At 67.7% G+C, this 12,370-nt stretch carries 9 protein-coding genes; 3 read left to right on the plus strand and 6 right to left on the minus strand.

Annotated features, from left to right (window positions below):
- Positions 1–4 precede the first annotated feature (4 nt).
- Genes ASF44_RS15910 through ASF44_RS15920 form a run of 3 tightly spaced genes read left to right on the plus strand, consistent with a single transcriptional unit; the run spans position 5 to position 5,506 of the window.
- Positions 5–1,534 (plus strand): Fic family protein, encoded by a 1,530-nt coding sequence (locus ASF44_RS15910; RefSeq protein WP_056900193.1) that lies wholly within the window; start codon positions 5–7, stop codon positions 1,532–1,534.
- Positions 1,531–4,791, plus strand: a complete 3,261-nt coding sequence (locus tag ASF44_RS15915; protein WP_056900194.1) for a type I restriction endonuclease subunit R — start codon at positions 1,531–1,533, stop codon at positions 4,789–4,791. Before ASF44_RS15910 ends, ASF44_RS15915 begins: the two co-directional genes overlap by 4 nt.
- The gene (locus tag ASF44_RS15920) at positions 4,781–5,506 is read left to right on the plus strand and encodes a M48 family metallopeptidase (protein ID WP_056900195.1); all 726 of its coding nucleotides are present in this window, start codon (positions 4,781–4,783) and stop codon (positions 5,504–5,506) included. The genes ASF44_RS15915 and ASF44_RS15920 overlap by 11 nt, the downstream gene beginning before the upstream one ends.
- A gap of 66 nt (positions 5,507–5,572) precedes the next feature.
- Here the strand turns inward: ASF44_RS15920 and ASF44_RS15925 are convergent, their stop codons facing one another.
- The 6 genes from ASF44_RS15925 to ASF44_RS15950 all read right to left on the minus strand — a co-directional run bounded on the left by ASF44_RS15925 (position 5,573) and on the right by ASF44_RS15950 (position 12,315).
- Positions 5,573–5,812, minus strand: a complete 240-nt coding sequence (locus ASF44_RS15925; protein WP_235579240.1) for a type II toxin-antitoxin system Phd/YefM family antitoxin — start codon at positions 5,810–5,812, stop codon at positions 5,573–5,575.
- 76 nt (positions 5,813–5,888) lie between these two features.
- Positions 5,889–7,625 (minus strand): bifunctional protein-serine/threonine kinase/phosphatase, encoded by a 1,737-nt coding sequence (locus ASF44_RS15930; protein WP_235579232.1) that lies wholly within the window; start codon positions 7,623–7,625, stop codon positions 5,889–5,891.
- A gap of 8 nt (positions 7,626–7,633) precedes the next feature.
- Positions 7,634–8,446, minus strand: a complete 813-nt coding sequence (locus ASF44_RS15935) for a formate/nitrite transporter family protein (protein WP_056900197.1) — start codon at positions 8,444–8,446, stop codon at positions 7,634–7,636.
- Positions 8,447–8,479: 33 nt separating this feature from the next.
- Positions 8,480–8,818, minus strand: a complete 339-nt coding sequence (gene nirD / locus ASF44_RS15940; protein WP_056900198.1) for a nitrite reductase small subunit NirD — start codon at positions 8,816–8,818, stop codon at positions 8,480–8,482.
- Between the two features lie 13 nt (positions 8,819–8,831).
- Positions 8,832–11,360 (minus strand): nitrite reductase large subunit NirB, encoded by a 2,529-nt coding sequence (gene nirB / locus ASF44_RS15945; RefSeq protein WP_056900199.1) that lies wholly within the window; start codon positions 11,358–11,360, stop codon positions 8,832–8,834.
- A gap of 370 nt (positions 11,361–11,730) precedes the next feature.
- Positions 11,731–12,315: a YSC84-related protein gene (locus ASF44_RS15950; RefSeq protein ID WP_056900315.1), complete on the minus strand. Its 585-nt coding sequence runs from the start codon at positions 12,313–12,315 to the stop codon at positions 11,731–11,733.
- Positions 12,316–12,370: the final 55 nt, after the last annotated feature.

A 12,370-nucleotide genomic window follows, 5' to 3' on the forward strand; every position in this document is an offset into this window, starting at 1 on the left:
TCCCATGCCGCTCCCCCTCAACCTGCCCCACCTGCTGCGCCAGCGCACGGTGGAGGGCGAGCGCATCGAATACAAGGCCGGCTGGAATCCCGACTCCATCCTGCGTACCTTGTGCGCCTTCGCCAACGACTTCGCCAACCTGGGTGGCGGCTACATCGTGATCGGTCAGGACTGCGATGCCAACGGCCAGCCGGTGTTCCCCCCCATCGGCCTGGCCGAAGACCAGATCGACAAGATCCAGCAGGAACTGCTGGCCGCCTGCCAGTTGATCCAGCCGCCGTACTTCCCCGCGCTGAGCGTGGAACGTGTGGAGGGCCGCCTGCTGATCGTGCTGCAAGCACCCGGCGGCATGCACCGGCCCTACAAGGCGCCGGCCTCGGTGAAGGCCAAGCATAAGACCTGGCACTACTACATTCGCCGTTACAGCAGCACGGTGGAGGCCAAGGGCGCGGACGAGCAGGAACTCCTGAGCCTCACCGCCAACGTGCCCTGGGATGACCGGCTGGCGCAGCAGGCGCGCGTGGAAGACCTGTCGCGCCCGTTGATGTTGGACTACCTGCGCGAAGTGGGCAGCGCGCTCGCAGACGATGCAGTCATCATGCCGCTGGAAGTGCTGGGGCGTCAGATGAATGTGGTGGGTGGCTCGACCGAGACGCCCTGGCCCAAGAACGTGGGCCTGCTGTTCTTCACCGAGGCACCGGACCGCTTCTTTCCGTACACGCAGATCGATGTGGTGTGGTTCCCCGAGGGTGCGGGTGGTGACCGCTTCGACGAGAAGATCTTCAAGGGCCCGCTGGCGCGCATGACGCGCGAGGCGCTGGGCTACATCCAGCGCAACTACCTGACAGAGACGGTGCTGAAACACCCCGACCGCGCGGAGGCCACACGGGTCTGGAACTTCCCCTACGTGGCCATCGAGGAAGCGCTGGTCAATGCCGTGTACCACCGCGCCTACGACGAGCGCGAACCGATCGAGGTGCGCATCAGCCGCGAGGAGCTGGTCATCCTGAGCTTTCCGGGGCCGGACCGCTCCATCCGCCTGGAGGACTTCGAGGCCGGCCGCGCCGTGAGCCGCCGCTACCGCAACCGCCGCATCGGTGAGTTCCTGAAGGAGCTGGACCTGACCGAAGGCCGCAGTACTGGGGTGCCCAAGATCCTGAAGGCCATGGCGGCCAACGGCTCACCCGCGCCATTGTTCGAAACGGACGATGACCGGGCAGCGTATGTGATCCGGTTGCCGGTGCATGCGCTGGCAGCGCCAGTGGAGGGGACTACTCCGGAAGTCACCACGGAAGTCACCACGGAAGTCACCACGGAAGTCCGCCGTGTCGTTCAGGCGCTGCAGGGTGAATGGTCGCGCCAGACCCTGCAGCAGGCGCTGGGCTTGGCAAACGCCGAACACTTTCGCAAGGCGTATCTGTTGCCGGCGCTTGCCAGCGGCCTCGTCGAGATGTCGCTGCCCGAGACACCCCGTAGCAGCAAACAGCGTTATCGGCTCACTGCAGCAGGTCGACAGGTCAGGGGTGCGGCGTGAGCGAATACACCGAGGTCGAACAGCCCTTCCTGGCGCAACTGGCCGCCCAGGGCTGGACCGTCATCGACCAGGGACCGCAGTTGCCGCAAGCGGCGGACGCCAGCCTGCGCACCAGCTTCCGCCCGTGGTGGCTGCCCGGCGTATTCCGCGAGGCGGTGCGCGCGCTGAACACCTTGCCCGATGGCATGCCCTGGTTGGCTGACCGCCAACTCGACGAACTGGAGTCCGCACTGTTCCGCCAGCCTCAACGCACGTTGCTGGAGGCCAACCTCGTGGTGCACGAGTTGCTGATCAAGACCCAGGTGGATGTGAACGAGGCCACGGGCGAGGTGGACCCGGTGGTGCGGCTGATCGACTTCCAGCACCCGGAGCGCAACCGCTTCCACGCCGTCAACCAGTTCCGCATCGACACGCCGGGTTGCGTGCGGGGATTCATCGTTCCCGACATCGTGCTTTTCGTGAACGGCATCCCGCTGGTGGTGGTGGAGTGCAAGAAGGGATCGGCCACCTGCGCCAACCCGATGCAGGAGGCCTTCGTGCAACTGCAGCGCTACATGCGCCGCCGGCCCGAGACCGAGGCCGCTGGCCTGAAGGAGGGCGAGCCCCGGTTGTTCCGCAGCAACCTGCTGCTGGTGCGCAGCAGCGGCGCCGAGGCGGACTACGGCAGCATCAGCTCGGAGGCCGAACACTTCTATGCGTGGAAAACGCTGTATCCGGCCGACGATGTCGGCGCCGAAGCGCTGAGCCCTCAACAGCGGCTGGTGGCCGGCATGCTGGTGCCTGCCAACCTGCTGCAGATCGCACGCACCTGCACCGTGTTCATGGACACGGACGCCGGAACGCGTGTGAAGGTGGTGTGCCGCTACCAGCAGTTCCGCGCTGCCGGCAAGATCGTGCAGCGCCTGCGCAGCGGGCAGACGGCCGCCGAGCGCAGCGGCGTGGTGTGGCACACGCAGGGTTCGGGCAAGTCGCTGACCATGGTGTTCGTCGCGCGCATGCTGCGCGCCAGCACCGATCTGAACGACCACAAGATCGTGCTGGTGAACGACCGGCAGGACCTGGAAGAGCAGCTGGGCGAGACGGCCACGCTGATCGGCGGCCGCGTCAACGTGATCGGCAGCACGCAGGCGCTGCGCCAGCACCTGGCCAGCGACAGCTCGGACATCAACATGGTGATGGTCCACAAGTTCCAGGAGCGCGAGCAGGCGCTGAGCCCCATGGTGGCCGAGGCCTTGGGCACCTACCTGGCCATGCCGGCGGGCAAGACCTTCGGCGTGGTGAACCGGTCGGAGCGCATCGTGCTGATGATCGACGAGGCTCACCGTACCCAGGGGTCGGACCTGGGCGAGAACCTGTTCGAGGCCTTTCCCAATGCGGTGCGGCTGGCCTTCACCGGCACTCCGCTGCTGACCGAGCGCCATGGCGAACGCAAGACGGTCAAGCGTTTCGGCGAGTACATCGACACCTACAAGCTGATGGACGCGGTGCACGATGGCGCCACGCTGCAGATCTTGTACGAAGGCCGCACGGCCGACAGCGCGCTGAACGAGAAACACGCCTTCGACCAGAAGTTCGAAGATCTGTTCAGGGACCGCAGCGAGGAAGAGTTGGCGGCCATCCGCAAGAAATACGGCGCCACGGGCGACATCCTGGAGGCAGAGGCGCGCATCAATGCCATTGCGCGCGACCTGGTGGCGCACTATGTGGACAACATCCTGCCCAACGGCTTCAAGGCGCAGGTGGTCTGCCACTCCAAGCTGGCCTGCGTGCGCTACCGCAACGGCATCCGCGCCGCCATTGCCGAGCGGCTGGCGCTGGAGCAGGCCCGGCCGGCACCGGATGCGGCGCTGGTGCGCAAGCTCGGTCTCCTGCAGGCGGTGGTGGTGGTTTCGTCCGACGGCACCAACGAAGCGGCCTACATCACCCATGCGCGCAGGGAAGCCGCGCGGTTGAACGCAGTGCAAAACTTCTGCAAGGGCTTCGACCTGGATGACCCGGATCAGGCGAATACCGGCATCGCGTTCCTGATCGTGTGCGACATGCTGCTGACCGGCTTCGATGCGCCCATCGAGCAGGTGATGTACATCGACAAGCGCCTGCGCGAGCACACGCTGCTGCAGGCCATTGCCCGCACCAACCGCGTGAAGCGCGGCAAGCGGCGCGGCTATGTGGTGGACTACATCGGCCTGGCCAACCACCTGGCCGAGGCCTTGAGCCTGTACACCGCCAGCGACGAGCTGGAAGAATTGCGTGAAGGGTTGAAGAACATCGGGACCGAGCTGCCAGTGCTGGAAGAGCGCCACCAGCGGTTGCTGCAGCACTTCGAGGCCAAGGGCGTGGCGGGCATTCAGGCCTTCGTCAGCGGCGCGCTGCTCAGCCAGGCGCAGGAAGCTGCCGTGGTGCATGCTGCCGTCAAGTCGCTGGTCGACGAGCGTTACCGGGCCGACTTCGAGGTCTACCTGAAGAAGTTCCTGATGAGCCTGGACATCGTGCTGCCGCATGTCTCGGCGCAGCCATTTCGCGTGCCGGCCAAGCGCTTCGGCTACATCCTGCAGGTGGCCAAGGAACGTTACAAGGACGACAGCCTCGACCTGGGCGATGCTGGCGAGAAGGTCAAGGCGTTGATCAACGAACACCTGGTCAGCCTGGGCATCAATCCCAAACTGCCGCCGGTGGAGTTGCTGGCGCAAGACTTTTTGCAGCGCCTGCAGCAGCACGCCGGCGACAACGACGAGGCCAGGGCCAGCGAGATGGAGCACGCCATCCGCAAGCACTGCACGGTGCACCACGACGAAGACCCGGCGTTCTACCAACGGTTGTCGGAGAAGGTGGATGCGCTGATCGAGCGCCACCAGGGCGCCTGGGACGCGCTGGTGGACCAACTCGACGCGCTGCGCAGCGAGGCTGTGGCAGGGCGCCAGGACGGCGTGCACGGCCTGGGGCGCGAAGCCAGCAGCTTCTTTGAGCATCTGGTGCAGGTGGCCTATGGTGCGGAGCCGGTGCCTGCCACTGATCTGCCTGCGTTCAAGCGCTTGGTCGAGCAACTGGTGGAGCTTCTGCAGCAGACCATCGGCAGCATCGACTTCTGGCAGAACGCCGACAAGCAGAAGCGCCTGCGGGGCGAGATCAAGCAGGCGATCAGCCGCACTGGGCCACAAGCGGCGGTGGCGCAGCGGGAGCGGCTGGCGGTGGAGGTGATGAAGCTGGCGCGGAACCGGCACGACGGCTTGTTGCAGGCAGGGCGCCATGAACGCTGATGCTGCCGCCAACCTGCGTCGGGTCCACGACATCGAGTACCTGCTGCTGCCGGGAACGGTGCGGCGAACCACGGACATCGTGATCGAGCGCGATGGCGCCGTCACCGTGCGCCCGCCTGCGCGCATGACGCCGGAGCAGGTCGACCACACGGTGTTGAGCCGGCGCCTGTGGATTTACCGCAACCTGGCGGAGTGGCGCGACCTGAACGCCACGCGCGTGGTGCGCGAGTGGGTCAACGGCGAGAGCTTTCTCTACCTGGGCAGTGCTTATCGCCTGCTGCTGGTGGCCGAGCAGAACGTGCCGCTGAAGCTCAAGGATGGGCGCTTTTGCCTGCTGCGCGGCCTGGTGGAGAAGGGCGGCACGGCGGCGGCGCAAGAGGCTTTCAGAGACTTCTATTGCAAGGCAGGGCAGGCGCGTATCGCGCAGCGCGTGTCGTATTTCGCACCGCGGGTGGGTGTGGCGCCTGGGCCGCTGAAGGTGCGCGAGCTAGGCTACCGCTGGGCGGCCAGCCTGCCCGGTGGTGGGCTGCTGTTCCACTGGAAATGCCTCATGGCTCCACTGAGGATCATCGACTACATCGTGGCGCACGAGCTGTGCCACCTGCGCCACCGTGACCACGGCGAGGCATTCTGGAACGAGGTGGACAAGGTGCTGCCGGACTACCGGCAGCGCAAGGAATGGCTGCGCGCGCGCGGGGCGGAGATGGACCTGTGAGTGGCCACCGTCCGAAACACCACCCTCGACAGGGCCGCTAACACCGGCTGCCGGAACGTGTAGGCATCAGAGTCCGGTCAGCAGATCGTCCAGCTTCTCAGGCGTCAGCCCGGCTTGCTGCGCTCGGCCCGCTGTCCTGTCCATGGTGCGGGCCAAACGATCGGCGTAAAAGGCGCGCACGGCCTCGTAGTCCTCGGGCGACACCATGACGCCGACGAGGCCGTCATGCCCCATCACGCGCACAGGCCCCTTCTGCGCCATGTCGATGAAAGCGTCGAACTGGGTCTGGGCCTGGTTGGCCGTCATGGTTTGCACGGCTGACTCCGTTGGGTCGTCGGCTGGACATTCTCGTCAAGTCACTCGATTTGGCCGATGAAGTGGTTCATGGCCCCAGCGCGCGCAGGCCTGCGAGCACCACCGTCGCCAGGCCGAGCGCCACGGTGCAGACCTTCCAGAACAGCACCGGGTCGCGTTCGGCCAGCGGCAGGGCGCGCGTGCGCAGCAGCGCGGCCCCGGGCCGGTGCAGGTCGTGCACGAACTCCGACACGGCCTCCTGCCGCCGCGCGGGATCGGGCTGCAGCGCCTTGTGCAGCACCGCGTCCAGCCAGGCCGGCAGTTCGGGGCGGTGGTGGCGCAGCGGCACGTAGCGCAGCCGCTTCAGGTCCGTGCCCTGGCGCAGCTGCGTGACCTGCAGGCCATACGGCAGCTGTCCGCAGAGCATCTGGTAGGTCAGCACGGCCAGCGCGAACAAGTCGGCGGCGGCGGTGGCCGTGCCGCCCACGAAGTACTCGGGCGCGGTGTATTGCAGCGAACCCACGATGCGCGTGGCCTGCAGCGCGGGCACGGCCTCGGCCAGGCCGGCCACGTGGGCGGCGGCGAAGTCGATGATCTTCACGGTGCCGCTGCGGTCGATCATCACGTTCTCGGGCCGCAGGTCCTGGTGCAGCATCTCCTTGCCGTGCAGGGCCTGCAGGCCTTTGGCGAGTTGCGCGACGAGGCCGCGCACGCTGTCCAGGTCGGGGCGAGGGTGGTCGGTCATCCACTGCGCAAGCGTCTGGCCCTCGACGTATTCCATGGCCACATACAGGTGCTCGCGCGCCTGCTCGCCTGCCCAGGCCTGCAGCACGTGGGGGCTGCGCACGCGGCGTGCCACCCATTCCTCGAGCAGGAAGCGGTCCAGCGCCTCGGCGTCCTCGCGCAGCTCGACGGACGGCACCTTGATCACGAGCTGGTGGCCGGCCTGCGCGTCGAGCGCCAGGAACACCTGGCTGCGCGCACTCGCGTAGAGCTCGCGCACCAGCGTGTAGCCCTCGAAGACCATGCGCGGCGCCAGCGGCGGTGGCAGGCGCAACTGCGCGCGCTGCGCCTGCCAGGGCTGGGCGTCGAGCGGGGGCAGTGCGTCGATGCGCAGCAGCTGCACGGTGGCATCGTCGTCGCTGCCGCGCTGGCGCGCCGTGTCGACCAGGAACCGGGCCGCGGCGTCGAAGTCGTCGGGCCGGTGGGCCAGCGCCTGGTGCACGGCGGCGGCGTCCAGCCGCTCGTAGGCGCCGTCGCTGGCCAGCAGGTAGAGCGCGCCGGCCTCGGCCTCCAGGCACAGGTGGTCGATCTCCACATGCGGCGTGGCACCCAGCGCGCGGCCCAGGTAGGACTGGCCCGCGCCCATGTGCACGCGGTGGTCCTCGGTCAGCTGCTCCAGCGCCTGCGCGTGCACGCGGTAGATGCGCGTGTCGCCCACGTGCAGCAGGTGCAGCTCGCGGCCCTTGAGCACGAGCGCGCTGAAGGTGCAGCAGTAGCCGCGGTCCTTGTCGAAGCGCGCGTCGCCGCGCTGGTTCTGCGCATGCAGCCAGGCGTTGGTGGCACCCAGCACGCGCTGCGCGGCACGGCGCACGGACCAGGCCTCCGAGCAGGCGTAGTAGTCGTCGAGGAAGCCGCGCACGGCCGCGGCACTCGCCACATGGCTCACGGGGCTGGAGCCGATGCCGTCGGCCAGCGCGACGGCGATGCCCTTGAAGCGCAGTGCCGAGCCTGTGGGCACGATGGCACCGTGGAAGTCCTGGTTGGCCCCGCCGGCGCCGGCCTGCGAGTGCTGGCCCAGCGTGATGCGCAGGGTCTGCCCCACGGCGCCGCTCAGGCGATCTTGCGCTTCGCGCCGGTCTTGTAGTGCGTGGAGTACAGCGTGAGGCCCACGAAGGTCAGGCCGCCCACCAGGTTGCCCAGCACGGTGGGGATCTCGTTCCAGATCAGGTAGTCCATGAACGTGAACTTGCCGCCCAGCATCAGGCCGATGGGGAACAGAAACATGTTGACGATGCTGTGCTCGAAACCCATGTAGAAGAACACCATCACGGGCATCCACATGCCGATGGCCTTGCCCGACACGGAGGTGGACATGAAGGCCGCCACCACGCCCGTGGACACCATCCAGTTGCACAACACGCCGCGGATGAAGAGCGTCAGCATGCCGGCGGCGCCGTGCGCCGCATACCCCACCGTGCGGCCTTCGCCGATGTGGCCGATCTTCTCGCCGACGGCATTGGGCGCCTCGGAGAAACCGAAGGTGAAGATGATGGCCATGAACACGGCCACGGTGAAGGCGCCGGCGAAGTTGCCGCAGAACACCAGGCCCCAGTTGCGCAGCACGCCCTTCCAGGTGGCGCCGGGGCGCTTGTCCAGCACCGCCAGCGGGGCCAGCGTGAACACACCCGTCAGCAGGTCGAAGCCCATCAGGTACAGCAGGATGAAGCCGACCGGGAACAGCATGGCACCGACGAGCGCGTTGCCGGTGTTGACCGTGACCGTGACGGCGAAGGCCGCCGCCAGCGCCAGGATGGCGCCCGCCATGTACGAGCGGATCAGCGTGTCGCGCGTGGACATGAGGAGCTTGGATTCACCGGAATCGACCATCTTGGTCACGAATTCGGCAGGAGCGAGGTAAGCCATTTTTTTTTGGAGGTGAAGGAGGTAAAGGGTGTTTCAGTTCAGGGCGACGAGCACGCGGCCGTCTTCCACGCGCACGGCGTGCACGGCCACCGAGTGCTCGGGCGCCTCCAGGCATTCGCCCGTCGCCAGGTCGAAGTGGTTCTTGTAGAGCGGCGAGGCGACGACGGTGCGCTCGCCCAGGCTGCCGATCAGCCCGCGCGACAGCACGCTGGCGCCGGACTTGGGGTCGATGTTGTCGATGGCATGGAGGCGGTCATCGCCGAGGCGGAACACGGCGACATGGCGGTCCTCGACCAGCGCGCAGACGCCGGTGTGGGGCACGATGTCTTCCAGCGTGCAGACGGTGGTCCAGGTGTGGGTCTTGGCAAGCATGGGGCTCTCCTGATCAGGCGGCGGCGGTGTCGCGTTCTTCGGCCCGTTCACCAGGGCGCGCGGGGCGGATCTGGCCGCGTTCCTTCACGAACACGATGCGCTGGTCGGGCTGCTCGCTGTTGACGAAGCTCTTGAAGCGCTGGCGCACGGCCGGGTCGTTCACGGCGCTCTTCCACTCGCACTGGTAGGTGTCCACCACGTGCTGCATCTGCGCCTCGAGTTCGGCGCCGATGCCGAGCGAGTCCTCGATGAGCACCTGCTTGAGGTAGTCCAGCCCGCCCTCCAGGCCCTCGCGCCAGGTGCTGGTGCGCTGCAGCCGGTCGGCCGTGCGCACGTAGAACATCAGGAAGCGGTCGATCATGGCGAGCAAGGCTTCCTTGCTCAGGTCGCTGGCGATCAGCTCGGCGTGGCGCGGCTTCATGCCGCCGTTGCCGCAGACGTAGAGGTTCCAGCCCTTCTCGGTGGCGATGATGCCCACGTCCTTGCCCTGCGCCTCGGCGCATTCGCGCGTGCAGCCCGAGACGCCGAACTTGATCTTGTGCGGCGCGCGCAGGCCCTTGTAGCGGTTCTCCAGCAGCACCGCGAGGCCGACGGAATCGTCCACGCCGTAGCGGCACCAGGTGCTGCCGACGCAGCTCTTCACGGTGCGCAGCGACTTGCCGTACGCGTGGCCGCTCTCGAAGCCCGCGGCGATCAGCTCTTCCCAGATCAGCGGCAGCTGCTCCAGCCGCGCGCCGAACATGTCGACCCGCGCGCCGCCCGTGACCTTGGTGTACAGGCCGTACTTCTTGGCCACCTGGCCCACGGCGATCAGGCCGTCGGGCGTGACCTCGCCGCCCGGCATGCGCGGCACCACGGAATAGGTGCCGTCCTTCTGGATGTTGCCCAGGAAGTAGTCGTTGCTGTCCTGCAGCTTGGCCAGCTGCGGCTTGAGCACGAACTCGTTCCAGATCGAGGCCAGCACGCTGGCGGCCACGGGCTTGCACACGTCGCAGCCCAGGCCCTTGCCGTGCCTGGCCAGCAGCTCGTCGAAGGTCTTGATTTGGCCCACGCGCACCAGGTGGTAGATCTCCTGGCGCGAGTAGGCGAAGTGCTCGCAGACATGGTTGTTCACGGCCATGCCGCGGCGCGCCATCTCGAACTTCATGACCTGCGTGACCAGCGGCACGCAGCCGCCGCAGGTGGCGCCGGCCTTGGTGCAGGCTTTCAGGTCGCCGATGGTGCAGGCGCCTTCGCCCACCGCCGCACAGATCTGTCCCTTGCTGACGCTGTTGCACGAGCAGATCTGGGCGCTGTCGGGCAAGGCTTCGACGCCCAGGCCGGGCTTGGCCTTGCCGTCGCTGGACGGCAGGATCATGAACTCGGGATCGTCCGGCAGCGCCAGGCCGTTGAGTGCGGTCTGCAGCAGCGTGCCGTACTCGTCGGCATTGCCGACCAGCACCGCGCCCAGCAGCTTCTTGCCGTCTTCGCTGACCACGATCTTCTTGTAGATCTGCTTGCGCTCGTCCACGTACTGGTAGTTGCGGCAGCCGGGCGTCTTGCCCTGCGCGTCGCCGATGCTGGCCACGTCCACGCCCATCAGCTTGAGCTTGGTGCTCATGTCGGCGCCGGTGAAGGCGGCGTCGGCATCGCCGGCGATGTGGCGCGCTGCAGTGCGCGCCATGTCGTAGCCCGGCGCCACCAGGCCGAACACCTGCTCATTCCACGACGCGCATTCGCCGATGGCGTAGACGTCGTGGTCGCTGGTGCGGCAATGGTTGTCGATGACCACGCCGCCGCGCGGGCCGATGGCCAGCACACACTGGCGTGCCAGGTCGTCGCGCGGGCGGATGCCGGCGGAGAACACGATCATGTCGGTCTCCAGGTGCGTGCCGTCGGCGAACACCATGCGGTGGCGCGCGGTGGCGCCGTCGACGATCTCGGTGGTGTTGCGGCCGGTGTGCACCTGCACGCCCAGCGCCTCGATCTTGGTGCGCAGCGTGCGGCCGCCGCCTTCGTCCACCTGCACGGTCATCAACCGCGGGGCGAACTCCACCACATGCGTCTGCAGGCCCATGTCGCGCAGCGCCTTCGCGCACTCCAGGCCCAGCAGGCCGCCGCCGATGACGACGCCGCTCGTGGACTTGGTGCCGGATGCCTGCATGGCCTCCAGGTCCTCGATGGTGCGGTAGACGTGGCAGTGCGCGCGGTCGCGGCCCGGCACGCCGGGCACGAAGGGGTTGGAGCCGGTGGCCAGCACCAGCTTGTCGTAGCCGATGACCTCGCCGTCGGCGGTGGTCACGGTCTTGGCGCGGCGCTCCACCGCGGCGGCACGCGCGGCCAGGCGCAGCGTGAAGCCGCTCTTCTCGAAGAAGCCGGGCGCCACCAGCGAGAGTTCGTCGGCGGTCTTGCCGCTGAAGAACTCCGACAGGTGCACGCGGTCGTAGGCCGCGCGCGGCTCCTCGCAGAGCACGGTCACGTCCAGGTCGCTCAGGCCTGACTCGGCCAGGCTTTCGAGGAATTTGTGGCCCACCATTCCGTGGCCGACGACGACGATCTTCATGTGGCTTGCGCTCCTGCTGGCTGCGGGCTGGCCGCGGCGCAGGAACTGCGCGCTTTGGCCGACCCTGGCGGGTGGCGCTTGCGCGCTCCGCCGGTTGGTTGGAACACCGCCTGCGCACAGCCCGGTCGGGCCGCAAACAGACAGAGGTTCCGCCACCGTTGGCGGAGAGTCGGGCGGATGTGAAACCGCCCCGTCACCCGGCTACGGCGCCGGAGGACAGGGCAGGTGTTGCAATAGGCGTGCCAGTTGCGATCGCAATGGAATCAACGGCTTGCAGCCGATGGCGAGCGGTAGGCCATCGGTCGTGGTGCACGCCGAGCCCCAATGTGGGGCATTCCCAGGCCGGCGTGGGCCAGCCTGGGGCAATCCCTCACGGCGTGACAGGACTGATCTTGGCGCCTTGCAGTGCCACGCCGGCTTCCAGGCCGGCATTGGTCAACACGTAGCCGACCACGGGTTGGCGGATGGTGTTGCTGTCGACCTGCCCGTTGGCGCCCACGGTGGCCAGGGCCACGGTGGCGTCGGCACCCACGGTCCAGCCGCTGCTGGCGCGGAACTTCTCCAGCGCTTCACGGGTGCTGAACACATAGATCACTGCGCGGGACTGGGCGCCGGCCTGCCAGCCGACCGAGCCGGCCGTGGTGCTGTAGTAACCCACCGTGCGGCTGCCTTCGCGCAGCGCGCCGCGGCCGTATTCGGCGCCCAGGCCCAGGCTGGCGCTGATCACGGACGGGAACACGAGCGTGCCGGCCGAGCGGGCCACGAGCTCGCGCGAGCCCGGCACCGTGTTGTAGAGCTTGGACAGCGCCGCATCGACATCGGCGTCGATGGCTTGGCGCGCCGATGCGGGTGCGCTGGCCGTGCCAGGCTTGGTCGTCGTGCAGCCGACGAAGGCAAGGCTGCAGGCGGTCAGCAGGGCGGTGGCGGCGAGGGTGCGAAAGCGGTTGTTGTGCATGTTGTGCATGGCGGTTCTTCCTTGGGTAGCTCCATCAGGCCCGAAAGGGCGACGG

The organism is Pseudorhodoferax sp. Leaf274, from assembly GCF_001422445.1.
GTDB lineage: Bacteria > Pseudomonadota > Gammaproteobacteria > Burkholderiales > Burkholderiaceae_C > Pseudorhodoferax.

What these genes read in the sequence shown, in the direction of transcription:
- ASF44_RS15910 (WP_056900193.1), top strand. Translation starts at nt 5, where the DNA reads ATGCCGCTCCCCCTCAACCTGCCCCACCTGCTGCGCCAGCGCACGGTG.
- ASF44_RS15920 (WP_056900195.1), top strand. Translation starts at nt 4,781, where the DNA reads ATGAACGCTGATGCTGCCGCCAACCTGCGTCGGGTCCACGACATCGAG.
- ASF44_RS15925 (WP_235579240.1), bottom strand. Translation starts at nt 5,812, where the DNA reads ATGACGGCCAACCAGGCCCAGACCCAGTTCGACGCTTTCATCGACATG.
- ASF44_RS15935 (WP_056900197.1), bottom strand. Translation starts at nt 8,446, where the DNA reads ATGGCTTACCTCGCTCCTGCCGAATTCGTGACCAAGATGGTCGATTCC.
- nirD (WP_056900198.1), bottom strand. Translation starts at nt 8,818, where the DNA reads ATGCTTGCCAAGACCCACACCTGGACCACCGTCTGCACGCTGGAAGAC.
- nirB (WP_056900199.1), bottom strand. Translation starts at nt 11,360, where the DNA reads ATGAAGATCGTCGTCGTCGGCCACGGAATGGTGGGCCACAAATTCCTC.
- ASF44_RS15950 (WP_056900315.1), bottom strand. Translation starts at nt 12,315, where the DNA reads ATGCACAACAACCGCTTTCGCACCCTCGCCGCCACCGCCCTGCTGACC.